Source organism: uncultured Sphingomonas sp. (assembly GCF_964237155.1).
Lineage (GTDB): Bacteria > Pseudomonadota > Alphaproteobacteria > Sphingomonadales > Sphingomonadaceae > Sphingomonas.
On sequence record NZ_CAXSHH010000005.1, the window covers coordinates 39,692 to 57,307 of the forward strand.

The 17,616-nt window shown below is 67.4% G+C and carries 12 protein-coding genes and 1 pseudogene; 2 read left to right on the forward strand and 11 right to left on the reverse strand.

The features are described from left to right. Positions 1-330: 330 nt before the first annotated feature. The 9 genes and pseudogenes from ACFE71_RS02370 to ACFE71_RS02410 all read right to left on the reverse strand — a co-directional run. Positions 331-753, reverse strand: a pseudogene (locus ACFE71_RS02370) (tetratricopeptide repeat protein); the annotation flags it as partial. Positions 754-887: 134 nt separating this feature from the next. Beyond that, on the reverse strand, positions 888-2,201 hold the full coding sequence (locus ACFE71_RS02375) for an EAL domain-containing protein (protein ID WP_375427206.1): 1,314 nt from the start codon (positions 2,199-2,201) through the stop codon (positions 888-890). A 290-nt stretch (positions 2,202-2,491) separates the two neighbouring features. After that, the gene (argE, locus tag ACFE71_RS02380; RefSeq protein WP_375427207.1) at positions 2,492-3,643 is read right to left on the reverse strand and encodes an acetylornithine deacetylase; all 1,152 of its coding nucleotides are present in this window, start codon (positions 3,641-3,643) and stop codon (positions 2,492-2,494) included. Then, positions 3,643-5,103, reverse strand: coding sequence for a flavin-containing monooxygenase (locus ACFE71_RS02385; protein WP_375427239.1), 1,461 nt, complete (start codon positions 5,101-5,103; stop codon positions 3,643-3,645). Before ACFE71_RS02385 ends, argE begins: the two co-directional genes overlap by 1 nt. Positions 5,104-5,177: 74 nt before the next feature. Further along, positions 5,178-9,398, reverse strand: a complete 4,221-nt coding sequence (locus tag ACFE71_RS02390) for a translocation/assembly module TamB domain-containing protein (RefSeq protein WP_375427208.1) — start codon at positions 9,396-9,398, stop codon at positions 5,178-5,180. After that, on the reverse strand, positions 9,398-11,572 hold the full coding sequence (locus ACFE71_RS02395; RefSeq protein WP_375427209.1) for a BamA/TamA family outer membrane protein: 2,175 nt from the start codon (positions 11,570-11,572) through the stop codon (positions 9,398-9,400). Before ACFE71_RS02395 ends, ACFE71_RS02390 begins: the two co-directional genes overlap by 1 nt. Positions 11,573-11,663: 91 nt before the next feature. Beyond that, a complete protein-coding gene (locus ACFE71_RS02400) occupies positions 11,664-12,083 on the reverse strand; it encodes a hypothetical protein (RefSeq protein WP_375427210.1) in 420 nt (139 codons plus the stop codon). Positions 12,084-12,094: 11 nt separating this feature from the next. Continuing rightward, the gene (locus ACFE71_RS02405) at positions 12,095-12,499 is read right to left on the reverse strand and encodes a hypothetical protein (protein ID WP_375427211.1); all 405 of its coding nucleotides are present in this window, start codon (positions 12,497-12,499) and stop codon (positions 12,095-12,097) included. Then, entirely contained in the window at positions 12,496-13,254 is a 759-nt protein-coding gene (locus ACFE71_RS02410) for a prepilin peptidase (protein ID WP_375427212.1), read from the reverse strand. The genes ACFE71_RS02405 and ACFE71_RS02410 overlap by 4 nt, the downstream gene beginning before the upstream one ends. A 77-nt stretch (positions 13,255-13,331) precedes the next feature. Between ACFE71_RS02410 and ACFE71_RS02415 the strand changes: the two genes are divergently transcribed. Then, positions 13,332-14,516 carry an acetyl-CoA C-acyltransferase gene (locus tag ACFE71_RS02415; RefSeq protein WP_375427213.1) on the forward strand — a complete coding sequence of 395 codons (1,185 nt, stop codon included), beginning with the start codon at positions 13,332-13,334 and terminating at the stop codon, positions 14,514-14,516. 84 nt (positions 14,517-14,600) lie between these two features. Here the strand turns inward: ACFE71_RS02415 and ACFE71_RS02420 are convergent, their stop codons facing one another. Then, the gene (locus ACFE71_RS02420) at positions 14,601-15,074 is read right to left on the reverse strand and encodes an SH3 domain-containing protein (RefSeq protein ID WP_375427214.1); all 474 of its coding nucleotides are present in this window, start codon (positions 15,072-15,074) and stop codon (positions 14,601-14,603) included. A gap of 96 nt (positions 15,075-15,170) precedes the next feature. Between ACFE71_RS02420 and ACFE71_RS02425 the strand changes: the two genes are divergently transcribed. Next, on the forward strand, positions 15,171-16,181 hold the full coding sequence (locus ACFE71_RS02425) for a 2-hydroxyacid dehydrogenase (protein WP_375427215.1): 1,011 nt from the start codon (positions 15,171-15,173) through the stop codon (positions 16,179-16,181). A 3-nt stretch (positions 16,182-16,184) separates the two neighbouring features. Here the strand turns inward: ACFE71_RS02425 and ACFE71_RS02430 are convergent, their stop codons facing one another. Next, positions 16,185-17,588, reverse strand: coding sequence for an NAD(P)H-dependent flavin oxidoreductase (locus tag ACFE71_RS02430; RefSeq protein ID WP_375427216.1), 1,404 nt, complete (start codon positions 17,586-17,588; stop codon positions 16,185-16,187). Between the last annotated feature and the right edge of the window lie 28 nt (positions 17,589-17,616).

The window sequence follows — 17,616 nt, forward strand, 5'->3', positions numbered from 1 at the left end:
ACGTGCCTCCGCCATTTGCCCGCGCTGAAGCGCAAGCTGCGCGGCGGCGCTCCTTGTCGCTGGCTCCTCTTGTCCACCTACGCGATTTGCAGCCGCAAGCGCCTCAGGCATTGCATTCGCAGCTGCAATCAAATTGTGATCGGCAAGATGCGCGTACACTTTATTACGCAATATCTGAGACTCTGAAAGCGAGCTCTTCATACTTCTCGCAAGCGTAAGAGCACTTGAGAATTGTCTCAGGGCTTCCTCGTTTCTATTTAAAGCCGCAAGCTCAATACCAAGGTTATTATGAATTGATAATAAAACTCTAGAATCCTTATTATATGTATCCACAGCTTGCTTAAGATAACGAATTGCCGCTTGATGGTCTTTCGCGTATGTATATAGTATTGATATATCTATCAATCCGATTGCCTCATTTCGTTTATCTTTTAGTATTTGAAATATCTGCACAGCTTTTTGATAGTCCTGAAGGGCCGACGTCGGATCGCCTCCTTCTCCATTGATTCCGCCCCGCAGTAACAAAATGTCAGCAAGAAGACTGGCTCTGTTCTTTGCCTCTAAGGCTTTTGTATATGCTTGATCTACAACAACTGCTGCCTTTTTATTATCGCCAAGTCGTAACAATGCTTCACCTTGAAGCAGCAGAGCAGTTGCGATCGCGGTCTTTCTTTCATGCTGGAGAACAATTAGACTTGCTTCTTTTTCTGCCTCTAGGGCTTTAGCTAGTGCTATTCGAGGTTGAGCCATCATAAGTGACCAAATCTCAGCTACTTCAATTTCTCGAAAAGTTGCGATATCTCTTTTTGGTAGTCTCGCCGCAATTAGTGTACTAAAAGCGATCAAGATGTAGATAGTCCTGAGGAAGGTACCGGACCGGTTCACGGTCAACCATATTTCCAGGTCGCAGCCAGCCTATTAAATGTTGCTCTGCTGTTCTCAATTGCCTGTGAATGGCTCCCATTCTCAAGAAACGCGATCAGCGCGTTTAATCCGATCGGGCGACAAATGAGGAAGCCTTGGATCATATCGCATCCCATAACGGACAATAACGCCAGCGCGGCCTGCGTCTCGACTCCCTCGGCAACGACTTCCATCTCCAGTGCATGCGCAAGATCGATTGTCGAACGAACGATGAGCGGATCGCGGTTGGAGTTCGAGAGCTGGGTCACGAACAGTTTGTCGATCTTCAGTTCGCGCGCAGGCAACCGCTTCAGGTAGGCAAGCGAGGACAGCCCGGCGCCATAATCGTCGATCGCGATCTCGACGCCGACGGCCGCGAAACTCTCGAGATTGGCGATCGCGATCTCCGGATCGCGGATCACCGATGTCTCGGTCACCTCGAACCCGATCCGACCGGCCTGACCCGCCAACAGTGCGCAAGCCTCCGCGACGAATCGCGCGTCGCTCAGCACAAATCCTGAGATGTTGACGTAGACACGTAGGGGATGCCCTTCCCGCGTCAGAATCGCTTGATCGGTGAGCGCCTGCCGGATCGTCCATAGTGTCAATGCGGTGATCGCCCGCGTCTGCTCCGCCAACGCGATGAACTCGCCGGGCAGCACCAAGCCATGGATCGGATGCTGCCAGCGAACCAGCGCCTCGACGCTCGTGATCTCCTGCCGCCGCACATGCATCTTGGGCTGATACTGCAGGAACAGCTCATCCTGGACGATCGCCCGGTCGAGATCGCGAGCCAGCGCGATGCGATCGACCGCGTTCGCGGCATCGTCGACATGGCAAACCACCGCGCGCCGGTCGCCGTCGGCCTGCCGCAGCGCCTGCTCGGCTTGCTCGACCATGCGGACATCGTCCACGGGCGACCCGTCCGCCACCGCCGCACCGAACAATATGTCCAAGTCATGGGACTCGCCGTCAATCTCGATCGGCGACGCAAAGTGTGTACCAAGCTGCGCAAGCGTCTTTTCGATCAGCTCGTGCGCGTCCGTCTCTAAAGCGATCTCGACAAGGTCGCGCGCGATCGCGACGACGCGTACGTCTGGAACCAACGATCTAATCAGCGGTGCCAGATCGTCCGTCAGCCGGTCCGCCCTGGCCCGTCCGACGTGGCGGCGGAGCAGCGAGAAATTGGCGATGCGCAACTGCGCCAGCATTCGCCAACGCGGCGGGCCGATGCGGCCGATCGGCCGGGCGGATCGGTCGATCTCTCGCCGGACATGGGGAAGCGTGGGGTCGCTCATGACGCCGGATCTAGGGTGGGGATACGAACATACTCTTAAATCAAGCTTTCGCTTTCGTAGTTAACGTCACAAGAGTGTAGTTGTAACTTTCTTCAGGTTTTGTTAGGAAAGTTATGCATCCAACGCAGATGCGAACAAGGGAGAAAAAACATGGTGGCATTGATCTTGTCGCTGATTTGGGGCGGCCACATCCGTCCCTGCTGATCAATATTTCGGCCCGAACGCGACATGTCGTCAGGTTTTACCGGGCGCTGTATAATGTTTCGGGCCGATACTACCCGGCAACATCACTACGTCGCCAGCGCGTCCAGCATGCGGCGCATGAACGCCGCCCCGCGCTCCATCTGCGCGATCTCGATATACTCGTCCGGCTGGTGCGCCTGCTCGATCGATCCCGGGCCGCAAATTACCGCCGCGAATCCGGCCTCCTGGAACTGCCCCGCCTCCGCCGCATAGACGACCGCGCGCCGCGGGCCGTTATCCCCCGCCAGTCCCCGCGCAAGCCGCTCGGCCGGCCCGTCCGCCTCCGCCGCGAAGGACGGCGTCGATGAACGGCGGGTCGCCGTTACCCCCGCCTCCGCGAATCGCGCGCCCAACGATCGGTCCACCGCCGCGCACCGCGACAGAAACGGCGCGATGATCGCGTCCGCGTCCTGACCCGGCGGGCACCGCAGGTCGAAAACGAATCGGCACTCCCGCGCCAGGATGTTAACCGCCGTCCCGCCCGCGATCTGCCCGATCGTCAGCGTCGCATGCGGCGGATGAAACGGCGACTCGGGATCGCCCTCCCCCTCCAGCCGCGCCGCGAGCTTGGTCAGCTCGCGCATCAGCCCGACCGCTTCCATGTTCGCCGACACGCCCAGATGCGTCAGCGACGAATGCGCCTCGTGCCCGCGCACCACGATCTCGTAGCTGGTGATCCCCTTATGCCCGCCGACCACCTCCATCCCCGTCGGCTCGCCGACGATGACCGCCGCGGGCTCCGGCAGGTGCCGCGCCAACTCGGCGATCATCGCGGGCGCGCCCAGGCATCCCACCTCCTCGTCGTATGAAAAGGCGAGATGGACCGGCCGCGCGAGACGTCCCGACGCCGCCTCCGGCGCGGCGGCGAGCGCCAGCGCCAGGAACCCCTTCATGTCGCAAGCGCCGCGCCCATACAGCCGATCGCCGCGCCGCGTCAGCGTCCAAGGATCACTCGTCCAGGGCTGCCCATCGACCGGCACCACGTCCGTATGCCCGGACAGCACCACCCCGCCCGCGACCATGGGTCCCAGCGTCGCATACAGGTTCGCCTTGCGCCGGTCAGGACTCGCCACCCGCGTCGAAGACACGCCGAGTCGCGCCAGCCGCTCCTCGACATAGCCGATAAGTTGCAGGTTCGACTCGCGCGAAGTCGTATCGAACGCGACCAGCTCCGCCAGGATCGCGACGGCGTCGTCCATCAGGCCGCCTCACGCTCCCGGACCCGGCCCACCGGATTGGAGAACTCCATCGCCTCGTCCACCGACCCGAACTTCAGCGCCATGATGTCGAGCGCGTAGTTCTGGTTCACGCGCCACGGTTTCCTGCTCCCCTGCTTGGGCAGATGCTCCAGCGCGCGTTGGACGTAGCCCGAGGTGAAATCGAGGAACGGATGCTCCGTCACGCTGGGATCGTCGTTGCGCGGCGTCGCTTGGCCGACCCCGCGCTTCCGCATCGTGTTCAGCAGCCGGCATACATACGTCGCGGTCAGGTCCGCCTTCAAGGTCCAGGACGCGTTGGTGTAGCCGAAGAAATATGCCAGGTTCGGCACGTCGGAGAACATCATCCCCTTGTAGTTGAGCGTGTTCGCCAGGTTCCTCGCCTCCCCGTCGATCCGGAACTCAATCCCGCTCAGCAGCTGCAGCTCGAGCCCCGTCGCGGTGACGACGATATCGGCCTCCAGCTCCTTCCCCGAGTCGAGCTTGATCCCGGTCGCGGTGAAACGCTCGATCGTGTCGGTCGCGACCGATGCGCGCCCGTCCTTGATCGCGCCGAACAGGTCCGCGTCGGGCACCAGGCAAAGCCGCTGGTCCCACGGATTATAGCGCGGCGTGAAGTGCGTCGCGATGTCATAATCCGGCCCCAAATGCTCGCGCACCATGCCGAGCAGATGATCCTTGATCTTGGCGGGCTTGCGCCGCGCCATCCGGAAGAAATACATCCCGAACAGCACGTTCTTCCACCGCGTCGTCCCATAGGCGAGCTTCCGCGGCAGCCGGCGGCGGAGCCAGTTGGCGACCGCGTCCTCGGCGGACCGCGACACCACGTAGGTCGGCGACCGCTGGAGCATGACGACATGCGCCGCCCGCTTGGCGAGTTCGGGCACCAGCGTCACCGCCGTCGCGCCGCTGCCGATCACGACGACACGCTTGCCTACATAGTCGAGGTCCTCCGGCCAGGATTGCGGGTGGACGACCTGCCCCTCGAACGCGCCGACCCCCGGAAAATCGGGCGTGTAGCCTTTGGCGTAGTTATAATAGCCCGAGCACATCGACAGGAAGTTGCACGTGTAGGCGACCGCTTCGCCCCCCGGCCCCGTCGCCTCCACCATCCAGAGCGCGTCGACGGTGGACCAGGAGGCCCGCACGACGCGCGTGCGGAAGCGGATATGGTCGACGATCCCATGCTCGCGCGCGGTGTCCTCGACATAGGACCGGATGCTCGACCCATCCGCGATCGCCTTGGCCTCGTTCCAGGGCTGGAACGAGAAACCGAGCGTGTGCATGTCCGAATCGGAACGGATGCCCGGATAGCGGAACAGGTCCCAGGTGCCCCCGGTCCGCTCCCGCCCCTCCAGCACGACATAGGTCCGCTCCGGGCAGCGCTTGCGCAGATGGTACGCCATCCCGACGCCGGAGATCCCCGCGCCGACGATCACCATATCGAAATGCTCGGTCAAACCGCCCTCCCCCAACCATTCCGTCGGTTTCGAAACGGAACCTAACCCGAACCGCCTCAATAGTCTCGGGAATACCGCAGCGATGCGTTCGACCCGCCGAACGACCCGGTCGAGGACAGCACGCTGAGCGCGCGTGTCAGCGCGATCTCCAGCTGCGTGGCGGTGAAGCCGCGCGCGTCGGTGACCACTTCGACATAGATATCGTCGGTCAGGTACTTGCCCGCCGCCAGCGCGGTGCCCCGGCCCGTCGCCTGATCCGATCCCAGGATACGCAACCGGTCGAACCCGGTCGCCGACCGCAGCTTGCCGAGCGGATTCAGCCCTCCACCCGACCCCCGCAGCGAGTTCAAGGCGGCGGCCAGCTGAATCGCTTCGGTCGCCGACAGGTTCGCCGGACTCGACCCGAACAGCAGCCGGCTCAGCACCTCGTCCTGCGGCAGCACGGGCGTCGAGGTAAAGGCGATTCGCGGCCGCTGGCCCGTCCCGGTGATGACGATGTTGGCGGTGATGCCGTTCGTCGTCGTGCTGGCGGTGATGTCGATCACCGGATCGATCAGCGCCCCCCCGCGAAAATCGATCGCGCCCCGCGTCACCTCGAACCGCTTGCCGGCGAAGCTGTACTCGCCCTTGATCAGGTTCAGCCCGCCCGTGACCACCGGCGCCAGGTTCGTCCCCCCGACGCGCAGGTTCATGGCCCATTCGGACTCCAGGCCCATCCCCGACACGAACAATTCGTTGTTCGCGCGCAGGCGAAGGTCGAGCCGGAACAACCCCATCGGCGGCGGAACCGGCCGGTCGGTCGACCGCGCGATGCGGATGTCGCTCCGGCGACGCACCCCCGTCAGCTCGGGCACCTCGGCCTGACCCTGGCGGATGATCTGGTAACGCGCCTCGGGAACACGAAGCTCGCCCTGGATAAGGCCGCCCCGCAGCCCGCTGGTGATGTGCAGGTTCCCGGTCGTCGTCGCGCTCAACGCGTCGCTACGCGCCAGCTGCGCGCGGTCGAGCACCGCGCGGATATCGATTGGGAAGCCCTCCGCCGCCGCGAGCCCGATAGATCCTCGTGCCTGGACGGTCCCCCTCCCCGCCCGCGCGTTCACCTCCGTCAGATCGAGCCGGTCGTTGTTGAAGCGCCCCGCGATCCGCATCCGCGTCAGTTGCGTCCCGTATGTCTCGTTCAGATACGTGAGGTTGTCCGCGCGAACGAGCCCGTTCAGCCGCGGCGAGCGTACCTGGCCCGAAAAGTCCGCCGCGACCGCGACGGGCCCGGACAGCTGCTGGTTCCGCAACCCCGCAAGGCTGAACAGCACCGCCGACGGCCCGTTATACCGGATGCCGCCCGACAGCGGCGCGGCGAGCAGGCGGGTCGTCCATGACCCGGCGCCCGGCGGCAACGGCGTCAGGTTCGCGAGCATTCGCCCGATCACGGTGTTCCCGCGCCGCACCAGCGCGCGCCCCTCGCCGCCCATCGGCACCAGCCGACCCGCGAAGACGATGTCGACCGGGCTCGATACGGCGGCGATGCTGGACCGCGTGAAGCTCCGGACCATGATCCGCGCATCGGCCGTCGGGAACGTCGAACCGTTCGCCTGCGCGAAATCGAGACTGCCCGTCACCTGCCCGCCAAGCCCCAGATTTCCCAACGCGTTGAAAGTGGCGAGGTCGAGCCGGTCGAGCCGCGTTTGCACCGACAGCCCCGCGCCGTAGCTCCCCGCGACCCTCGCCGAGCCCTGGCCGAAGCTGAACCGCGTCTGGGCGAGTCGGTATTGCCCGTTCGCGGCGGTGATCCGCGCGGGGTTAACGGTGCGGAAGGGCACGTTGTTCGCCTGGCCCTGCAATGCGACGAGATAATCGTTCGGCGACAACCGGGCGTTGGCGGCGACGCGGAACGGTACCCCGGTCGATCCGGTCAGCAGCGCCTGCGCGGTCCCGCGCCCACCGCGATAGTTCACGCGCCCCCGCCCGGCCTGGAGCACGAGCGTATTGTAACGCACATCGGCGAGCTGCACGTCGGCGATCACCTCCGGCGCGGCCGGGTAGAGCACGACGGTGCCGTTCGCGATCAGGCGGCCGATCGTGAAGTCGACTTGGCCAGGGATCTGCGCGTTCGACCCGCGCGCGTTGAAGGCGGCGCGCTGGTAGCCGCCTTGGTTCGCGAGCTGGAGTTCGCCCGTCAGTCCCGACCCGGCGAAGCGGAGCGCTCCCGTGAACGGCCCGGCGGCGGTCTGCACCACGCGGCCCGCGAAGCCGATCCCCGCGAGTACGACGCGGCGAACGTCGATCGCGAGCTGCGCGCCGGGGCGCACCAGCAGGTCGGCGGTGAACGGGCCGTAGGTGGTCCCGCCGCTCGCGGTGACGGCATACGCGCCAACCTGCCCGACGATGCGCGCCTGCACGCCCGCCAATCCCACGCCCAGCCCGGGCCGGGCGGCGCGGATGGCGATGACGGGTGCTCCGGCAGTGCCGGTAACTCGCGCCGACACTGGGCCGTACTGGTTCGAGTAGCCGTCCGCCTCGAACACGATCGCGCCGGACAAGTTGTACGATCCCGACCCGCGCGTGATGCGGAATTGCGGCGCGTTCAACCGCACGCCCGAAAAGCGGATGAGTCCCGTAGGCCCGTAATCCACATCGGCGCGGACCACCGCCTGGCCACCCAGCAATGTCCGCGCGCCCTCGTTGAAGATGCGCGAGGTCCGCGCGACGACGCGGCCGGTGATCCCGAACCCCCCGCCCGGCGCGGTCACCAGCCGGGCGTCGGTGGTCACGTCCAAGATGCCGATGCTCTCGATCCGGTAGTCGTTGACGCGGCCCTTGAGCGCGCCGGTATAGCGTCCGGTCGCCAAGTTCGCGACGACGATGGCGGTCGCGTCGACCCGGTCGGACCGGACCCGCAGATTGTCGGACAGGATATTCGTGCCGGAGATGGCGAGGTCGCCATTCACCGAAACGTTGGTCAGGAGCTTGCCCGTCGCCGCGTTGAGCCCGGTCACCCGAGCGGCGCGTGCGCGGACGGGTACGAGGATGCGGTCGGCATTCACACGCGCCAGACCTTCGGCGTAAAGCCGCTCGACGCCGGTGCCGCCGAACGAGATCGCGGCCGCGCGCAGCTTGTAATCGACCGTGGGCGTTCCGAACGCGCCGTCGAGCACCACGCGCGCGCTCACGTCGCGCCCCGCAAGGTTGGGCAGGATCGCGCCGGGGGTGAGCAGCCGCGCATCGACCGCGAAGTTCCCGAACCGGCTCGCCGCCAGGTCGATCACGCCGCCCGCATCGACGACCAGCGCGTCCGAGCGCAGTTTGATCCGGGTATCGGCGCGGCGCTCGGCCACCGTCGCGTCCGCCTCGATGTTCAGGAACGGCGCGGTCAGCCGCTCGACCGGCCCCGCCAGATACAGCCCGGGACGCGTTCGACCGGCGACGCGGAAACGGCCGGCGTCCGCACGGACGTTCAGGTTCGCGAGCTCCCCGCCCCCGAGCGTCGCGACCGCCCGACCCCGCCACGTCGCCCAGGTGCCGCGCCCGTCGACGCTGACCGCGAGCGGCGCGCGGAGCGACGCCATCGAAGCCACCACGCCACCGACCGGCGCCTGCAGGTTGACGTCGAGATCGAACCGGTCGCGGTCGGGCACCGCGTCGAGGCGCAGGCGCAACCGGTCGCCCCCCGCGATCCCCGGCCCGCGGATCGCGAGCGCGTCCGCGTTCACCTGCGCGCGGCGATCAGCGATATGGACCGCGCCGTTCACGGCGAGCGCGTGCGGGCGTCCGGTGATCGACCGGTCGATCGCGAACCGCGCGATGCGCAGCCGGTCGATGTCGATATCCAGATCGGGCAGCAACGGCGCGTTCGGGTCGATCGCCGGGCGCAGCGACGGGCGACGCAGTAGCGTGACGAGCGGGGTGCTCAGCTCGCGCACGTTGACATGATTGCGGACGAACGCGAAGGGTCGCCAATCGACTTCCAGCCGGGGCGAGGTCAGGAACACCCCGCGCGGGTCCGCCACGCGGACGTCCGACAGGATCATGCGGCCGTAGATCGAGCCGTCGATGCGGCCGACGGTGATCTTCACCCCCGTCTCGGTCTCGTATCCGCCGATCTGGTCGGCGACGAACCGGCGCCCGGGGTCCGTATCGATGCCGAGCAGCACCAGCCCGACAAGCGCGAGTAGCACTAGCAGCACGCCGATGAGCCACTTCAGCAAGCGCCGCCACACCGGCCGGCGCGCGACGTCCGACGACGCGGGCGCGGGCTCCTCGATCCGCGCGTCGTCGGCCATCAGAACGCCTGCCCGATCGAGATGTACAGCGCGATCTTGCCGTCGCCCGGGCGCGGGTTGAGCGGGGTGGCGACATCGACCCGCAGTGGCCCGAAATTGGTGTAGAAGCGCCCGCCGATGCCCGCGCCGAAGCGCAACGACGACGCGCTCGGCAGGATCGACTCGTAGCTGTTGCCCGCGTCGATGAACGGCACGATGCCGTAATCGCCGAAGCGGTAGCGCGCCTCCAGCGCGAACTCGGTCAAGGAACGCCCACCCACTGGATCGCCGTTCGGGTCGAACGGCCCCAGCCGCTGGAATCCGTAGCCGCGCACCGACCCGCCGCCGCCGCCGTAATATCGCCTGGACGGCGCGATCTCGTCGCGGTCGATCCCCAGGATCGATCCGGTGCGCGCGCGGCCTGCGATGACGAGGCGGTCGCTCACCGGTTGGTAATAGGTCCCCTCCGCCATCGTGCGGACATACGGGCTGACGCCGCCCTGGACCGACGTCTCGGGACTGACGTTGAGCGTCAGGCGAAAGCCGCGCGTCGGATTGAGCAAGCTGTCGGACCGGTCGAACTGCACGACGCCGGGTAGCGCGGCGATGAAATAGGTCCGCCGCCGCCGCGCGCCGCGGCCCAGGAAATACTCGAAGTCGAAGTCGTACGTCTGCTCGTTCGTCCCCACCAGCTCGAACCCGTAGGCGTAGGTCAGCGGCTTCTGCCAGATCGGCGTCGAGTCATAGCTGATCCGCCCCGACAGGGTGCCGGTGAACGCTTCGAACGCATCGTAGCTCGAGTGGTTGGCCGACGCGGTGAAGCTGACGGTGCGGTCGCGCCGCCCGGCGTTGGACCGCCGGAACGTCGCGGCCACTCCCTGCTCCTGCGTCCCCGCGACGACGCTCGCGATCAACGCGCCCTCGGGCTTGAACAGGTTGCGATGCGTGTAGCTCGCCTCGACGCGGGCGCCCTGCCCCGTCGAAAAGCCCGCCTCCCCCGCCAGCGTACGCGGTGGCCCCTTCGACTGGCGGACCAGCAGGTCGACTTCCTCGGTCCCATCCGGCCCGGCCCTCCCCGTGCGCTGCGGCTCGACCGCGACCGTGCCGAACAGGCTGGTCGCGACAAGCGCGTCGCGCAGGTCGTCCACGCGACGCGCGTCGTACAGCTCGCCCATCTTGAAGCGCGGAAAGACGTTCAGATGATCCAGGCCGAACACCGGATCGCCCGTCGTCGTGATCCGCCCGAAGGATGAGCGCGGGCCGGTCGCGACGGGCAGCGTATAGGCGCCGGTGGGCGCGGCATCCTCCAGCAAGATGTCGCGCTCGCCGATCTCGACGAAAGGATAGCCCTGCTGCGGCAGCGTCAGGCGTACGTTCGCCTCCGCTCCCTGGATGCGCGCCGCCTCGATCGGGTCGCCGACCCGGAGCGGCAGCTCGCGCCGGACGAGGTCGGGCGGCGTGGTCGGATCCGCGCGAACCTCGACCGAAGCCAGTGTGTATAGGCGGCCGGGAGTGGCGGTCACGACCGCGCGCAGCCGCCCAGGTCCCTTGGTGCGCGCCGGGTCCTGCTCGATCGCGGAGGACGCGGTTGCGTCATAGTAGCCGAGCGACTTCATGAGGCGGATGGCGAGCCGCTCATCCTCGCGCGCTCGCTCGGCGACCTGGAGCGCATTGCCCGCCTTGCCGTCGCCGTCGCGCAGCGCCGACAGCGCGCGCCACTCGTCGGTCAGCTGTAGCGTGTCGAGCCCGACGATCTGCGTGTCGTACCGTATCTCGAGCGTGTCCGCGTCGGCGACGTCGACCGCGCTCTGGAGTGGCGTGCTATTGAACGACCCGAGCGGCTCGAGCGGTCGGGCGAGCTGCGGGTCCTCCGGCCCGACGGGCGCGATGGCTTCACCGACCGCCGGCCCGGTCGCGGTCGTGTCCGCCTGGGGCAGCGGCGCGGGCGCGGCGTCGCGCATGGATTCGAGCGGCGCGTTCAGGTCGTCCGACAGCGGCGGCAGCGCGGCGTCGAACTCGGCCTCCGGAACGATCGGCGCGTCGTCGGCTTGAGGGGCGGCGCGCTCGACCTCGGCGCGCGGCGTGTCCGGACCCTGCGCGGGCGCGGTCCCGGGCTGGTTCAACTGCGCCCCGGCGGGCGCGGCGGCGGTCAACGCGACGGCGAACCAACGATGTCGCCGACTTGCCAAACCCACTCCCACTCCGCCTTTTAAGCTATCGTCTCGAAGCGTTATCGACGGTGGCGACGCACCGCAACGTCTTGCCGCAGCGCCGCTTTCCGAAAAGTCACGCTAGTGGCCGATCTGCCGCAGTGCCGATCTCCGCGTCGCCACGCCGTATGGCGGCTTCAACCCGGCGAGCTTCGCGACGTCCAGGCGCGACTGCCTGAACACCGCGCGCGTATGGCTGAACGTCCTGAAACCGTCCAACCCGTGACCGGACCGCGCGCCGTTCCGGCTTCGCCCACCGCTCAAGGTTCGCGAGCGCATGCGTGATCGGCGCGATCGAGCCCGCGATGTCCGTCAGCATCGACTGCTCGCGGCTGCGATGCCCGAAATCCTCGGACACGGCGTCGCAGAACCGGTCGGCATTGTCGCGGATCATCGCGGCCGCGTGCTTCAACCGGTCACGGTGGACGGACAGAGGTTCGGGCAGCGCCGCCGTGAACGCCGCGCGCTGCGCCGCCAGGACCTCGTTTATGTCCATGCCTTCCTCATTCAAACGCAGCCGATGAGCCCGGCGACCGGCATCACCAGCGTGTCGCGGCCCGGCCGGTCGATGCGCAGCGTGCCGGTCGGCACCACCGCGCCGCCGGTCAGGTCGGGCCGGGTCTGGATCGCCATGTCGAGCACGGCGGTGATGTCGCCCCCGCGATATTCGGTCACGCCCGCGAACCCGAACCCCGCGCTCCCCTGTTGCCCCCCACGCGCGACGTCGATCGTCTTTCCGTCCAGCTGGAGGCGGAGCCGGGCCGGGTCGGCGGTCGCCATCGCGACAAGACGGCGCGTGGGCGCGCTGTCCCATAAATAGGCGGCGCAGCCCTTTGTCGGGAGCGCCTGACGACCGATCGGGCCGAGAACGGACGGGTCCGCAGCGAGCAGCGCGAGCGTGAAGGCGATCATACCGCGAAGCCTACCATGGCGAGCCAAGCCGGGTAAGCCGCCGCCGCGAGCAGCGTGCCGAGCGGCAGCGCGTCGTCGCGCGCGAAGGGTCGCCCGGTCAGGCGACGGAACATGATTATCCCGATCCCGGCGAGTCCAGCGAGCAGGAGCACGCTCGGCAGCATCCGCCAGCCGAGCCATAGGCCGATCGCGCCGAACAGCTTGGGATCGCCCCCGCCCATCCCGTCCCGGCCGCGCAGCAGCCGGTAAGCGCGCGCGATCGACCAAAGGCTCGCGAACCCGGCCGCGCCACCGATCAGTCGATCGGGGAGGTCGGGCGCGAGACCGGCCATGCGCGCCGCGACTCCCGCGAGCGCGAGCGTGCCGGTAAGACGGTCGGGCAGCCAGAAAGCGCGCCAGTCGAGCGCGGCCAGCGTGACGAGCAGCCACCCGAAGATCGCGCCCGCCGCCGCCTCCCGCCAATCCATGGCGATCAGTCCGGCGCCCAACCCGACCAGCGCGCAGGCGAGCTCGACCCGCCAGTGGACCGGGTCGATGCGCCCCCCACACTCACGGCAACGGCCGCGCGAAGCGAACGCGCTGAGCAGCGGGACCAGATCGCGCGAAGCGAGCGTACGACCGCAACCGTCGCAAGCCGAGCGACCGGTCAGGACGGAGCGATTTTCGGGCCAACGAACCACCAGGGTCGCTAGGAAGCTGCCCAATATCGCGCCGAGCGGGGCGAGGAGGAGCAGGATGACGGGCGAGGTGGACACCCGATCCGTCTAGCCTATTTCCCTTTTCGCAGTCGCAGCATTACGTACGGCGCATCATCTTTTCCGGAGCACCGATCATGGCCAGCGATCCCGTCGTCATCCTCTCCTACGCCCGCACGCCGATGGGCGCGTTCCAGGGCGCGCTGTCCGGCGCGACCGCGATCGAGCTTGGCGCGACCGCGGTTCGCGGCGCGGTGGAACGCGCGGGCGTATCGCCCGACTCGATCGAAAAGATCTTCATGGGCTGCGTGCTTCCCGCCGGGCTCGGCCAGGCGCCCGCGCGCCAGGCGGCGATCGGCGCGGGGCTGCCCACCTCCGTCGAGGCGACGACCGTCAACAAGGTGTGCGGATCGGGGATGCAGGCAGCGATCTTCGCGCACGACATGATCGCTGCGGGCTCGGCCGATCTGGTGGTCGCGGGCGGCATGGAGAGCATGTCGAATGCGCCCTACCTGCTCAAGAAGCTACGCGCCGGCGCGCGGATCGGACATGACACCGCCTATGACCACATGATGCTCGACGGTTTGGAGGACGCCTACGAGGCGGGTCGCGCGATGGGCACGTTCGCCGAAGAGACCTCGCGCGATTATCAGTTCACCCGCGAGGCGCAGGACGACTACGCGGTCGAGTCGCTCTCCCGCGCGCTGGCGGCGCAGAAGGATGGCGCGTTCGAGCGCGAGATCGTCGGCGTCACCGTGAAGGGTCGCAAGGGCGACACGGTAGTGACCGATGACGAGGCTCCCGCGCGCGGTGATCCGGCTAAGCTGCGCACGCTCAAACCGGCGTTCGCCAAGGACGGCACGATCACCGCGGCCTCTTCCTCGTCCATCTCCGATGGCGCGGCGGCGCTGGTCGTCACGCGCCAGTCGGTCGCGGATGCGAAGGGCCTGAAGCCGGTCGCGCGGATTGTCGCCCATGCGGCGCACGCGCAGGAGCCCGCCAAATTCACGACCGCCCCGGTCGAGGCGGTGCGCAAGCTGCTCGCCAAGACGGGCTGGAGCGCGTCGGAAGTCGACCTGTTCGAGATCAACGAGGCATTCGCCTGCGTACCGATGGCGTGGATGCACGATCTGGGCGTCCCGCACGACAAGGTGAACATCCACGGCGGCGCGACCGCGCTTGGCCATCCGATCGGCGCGTCGGGCGCGCGGATCATCACTACGTTGCTGGCGGCGCTCGAGCGCACGGGCGGCAAGCGGGGGATCGCGTCCCTGTGCATCGGCGGCGGCGAAGCGACCGCGATCGCGGTGGAGATGATCTGATCTCCCTCTCCCCGCTTGCGGGGAGAGGGTTGGGGAGAGGGGCCGTACAGAGAGCCGTCCTCTCCCCGACGGGAAGAAGGGAGCTTAGGGCAGCCGTTCGCCCGCCTCGACGCCCCACAGGCCGGTCACCTCGACGAAGCCCGCCTGCCCTTTCACGTCCAGCCGACACCAGCCACCCCGGCACTCGCTCAGGCGACCCACCACGCCGGGCGACGCGCGCCACAGTAGCTTCGCCGCCACGTTCGGCCCCTCGCGCATCGGCACCGGCTCGGCCGAGCGGACGATGGCGGTTCGGTCGGACGAGATCAGCCCGCCCAGCATCCACCCCTCCGTTCCGCCGGGGTCCTGGACGCGCCGCCACTCCTTGAACACGGCCACCACGCGCACGGGCAGGTCGGCGCGCTGATACAGCCAGGAAGCCGGATAGGTGCGCGCCGGACCGGTGCGCATCCGCGCCTTGCCGGCGGCGATCGAGGCCCAGTAGGGGGGCTTGGGCCGCTCTTGCGCGGAGGCCGTGACGGCGAACGAAAGAGCGGCGAGCGCAAGTGGCAGACGCATGCGGTGGGGCTTTCCTGTTGCCGCTCCTTATCAAGCGTCGCCCGGCGGTATCAACCGGCTTGACGGTAGGCGGCCACCCGTCACAAACGTCGGATCATGAACGCCCAGCGCCGTACCGAGCCCCGCGTCCCCAATCCGCGCGTGGTCGCGACCCGCGAACTGCCGGACACGGTGATGGACCGGCTGGAGGCGCTGTTCGACACGACGAACAACCGGGATGACCGGTCCATGACGCACGCGGAGCTGGTGAGCGCCACCGCCGAGTGCGACGTGCTGATCCCGACGGTGACCGACGCGGTCGATGCCGAACTGATCGCCGCGGCAGGGCCTAGGCTCAAGCTGATCGCCAATTTCGGCGCGGGCGTGAACCACATCGACCTGCGCGCGGCGCGGGCGCGCGGCATCATCGTCACCAACACGCCGGGCGTCCTGACGGAGGACACCGCCGACCTGACGATGGCGCTGATCGTATCGGTGCCAAGGCGGCTGGCCGAGGGCGAAAAGCTGGTGCGATCGGGTGCGTGGACCGGATGGAGCCCGGGTGGGATGCTGGGCCACCGGATCGGCGGCAAGGCGCTGGGCATCGTCGGCATGGGGCGGATCGGCCAAGCGGTGGCGCGGCGCGCGCGCGCGTTCGGCCTGGGCATCCACTACCACAACCGCCACCGCCTGCCCGGCGTGGTCGAGGCGGAGCTGGGGGCGACTTGGCACGCCGATCTCGACGCGATGCTGGCGGGGGTCGACGTGCTGACGATCCATACCCCGCGCAACGCCGACAGCGAGAACCTGATCGACCGACGGCGGATCGGCCTGCTGCGGCCCCACGTCCACCTGATCAATACCTCGCGCGGCGGGATCGTCGACGAGGAGGCGCTCGTCGACGCGCTCCAGGCCAAACGGCTGGCCGGCGCGGGGCTGGACGTCTGGCGGCACGAACCGGAGATCGACCCCCGCCTCCTCGCGCTGCCCAACGTCGTCATGACCCCGCATATGGGCTCGGCCACCTACGAGGGCCGGATCGCGACGGGCGAAAAGGTCATCGCCAACATCCGCATGTGGGCCGACGGCCACCGCCCGCCGGATCAGGTACTGGAGGGGTGGGCCTAACCCTTAATCCCCGGTCAGGATCCGGTCCACAAGCTGCCTCACCGTCGGCACGAAGCCGTTCGAGTAGAACGGATCACGCCTGAAGTTCGACGCGGAGTGGCCGGCGAACATCAGGTTGCGGTCGGTGTCGCCGCCATGCGCGATGTCCTGTAGCGTCTTCTGGATGCAGAAGGATCGCGGATCGGCGAGGCGGCCGGTCGAGTTGGTCTCCGTGTCCGCCCAGCTTGAAAAGGAGCATTGCGACAGGCAACCCATGCAGTCGGCCTGGTCCTTCCGAATGTCCGTCTTCTCGATCGGCGAGACGTAGACGAGCGTGTTGTCGGGCGTCTTGAGCGCGTCGGTGAAGCCTTGGCCGAACCATTCGCGCGCACGGAGCAGGTCGCCCCGCGTTACCCAGAAATTCTTGCCCTTCACCCCGACATCGAGCTGGAAGACGTGGTCGCCCGCTTCTTGCGTCGAGAACGCGATCTGGCGCTCCGACCGCGCCTCCAGGAAACGCAGGAACGGGTTCCGGACCGCCGACGAATAGAAGCCGGTCGGCGAGAATCGATGGAGCGAGATGTCGCCATGATCGATACCGAGCAGCTTATCCTTCCAGCCATCAGGGATCGGGCTCTCCCGCGTCAGCAGCGGGCGGGTGCCGTATTGAAAGGCGATGGCACCCAGTTCGGGATTGTCGATCCAATGATTCCAATCGCGCAGGTACCAGACACCGCCCGCCATGATGATGGGTGTGGTGTCGGGGATACCGCCCTCGCGCATCGTATCGCGCAGCGCCTTGACGCGGGGGTACGGGTCCTCGGGCTTCAGCGGATCCTCGGCGTTGGACAGGCCGTTATGACCGCCGGCGAGCCACGGGTCTTCGTACACCACCCCGGCGAGCCATTCCGCCGCCTTGCTGTACGCCCGCCTCCACAGCGCGCGAAAGGCGCGGCCGGAACTGACGATGGGAAGGTAATGGACTCGGTAGGACGCGGCGATCTCCGAAAGCTTGTACGGCATCCCGGCGCCGCAGGTGACGCCGGCGACGAGGCCGTGGGTGCGCTCCAGCACGCCGTGGAGCACGCGCTGCGCGCCGCCCATCTCCCACAGCACGTTGATGTTGATCGCGCCCTTGCCCCCGGCGATGTCCCAGGCGCGCCGCACCTGCTCGACCGCGCCGTCGATCGCGTATTGGACCAGTTCCTCATGCCGCTCCCGCCTGGTCAGCGCGCTGTATGTCTGGGGAATGATCTTGCCGTCCGGATCGTAGCTGTCGGCGTTGACCGCCGACACCGTGCCGACGCCGCCCGCCGCCGCCCATGCCCCGGCGGAGGCATGGTTGGTCGCGGCCACGCCCTTCCCGCCCTCGATCAGCGGCCATACCTCGCGGCCGTTATACTGGATGGGGGTCAGGCCTTTGAACACGGTCGGATGCGAACCTTTCTGGAGCAGC

What these genes read in the sequence shown, in the direction of transcription:
- ACFE71_RS02375 (WP_375427206.1), bottom strand. Translation starts at nt 2,201, where the DNA reads ATGAGCGACCCCACGCTTCCCCATGTCCGGCGAGAGATCGACCGATCC.
- argE (WP_375427207.1), bottom strand. Translation starts at nt 3,643, where the DNA reads ATGGACGACGCCGTCGCGATCCTGGCGGAGCTGGTCGCGTTCGATACG.
- ACFE71_RS02385 (WP_375427239.1), bottom strand. Translation starts at nt 5,103, where the DNA reads ATGGTGATCGTCGGCGCGGGGATCTCCGGCGTCGGGATGGCGTACCAT.
- ACFE71_RS02390 (WP_375427208.1), bottom strand. Translation starts at nt 9,398, where the DNA reads ATGGCCGACGACGCGCGGATCGAGGAGCCCGCGCCCGCGTCGTCGGAC.
- ACFE71_RS02400 (WP_375427210.1), bottom strand. Translation starts at nt 12,083, where the DNA reads ATGGACATAAACGAGGTCCTGGCGGCGCAGCGCGCGGCGTTCACGGCG.
- ACFE71_RS02405 (WP_375427211.1), bottom strand. Translation starts at nt 12,499, where the DNA reads ATGATCGCCTTCACGCTCGCGCTGCTCGCTGCGGACCCGTCCGTTCTC.
- ACFE71_RS02415 (WP_375427213.1), top strand. Translation starts at nt 13,332, where the DNA reads ATGGCCAGCGATCCCGTCGTCATCCTCTCCTACGCCCGCACGCCGATG.
- ACFE71_RS02420 (WP_375427214.1), bottom strand. Translation starts at nt 15,074, where the DNA reads ATGCGTCTGCCACTTGCGCTCGCCGCTCTTTCGTTCGCCGTCACGGCC.
- ACFE71_RS02425 (WP_375427215.1), top strand. Translation starts at nt 15,171, where the DNA reads ATGAACGCCCAGCGCCGTACCGAGCCCCGCGTCCCCAATCCGCGCGTG.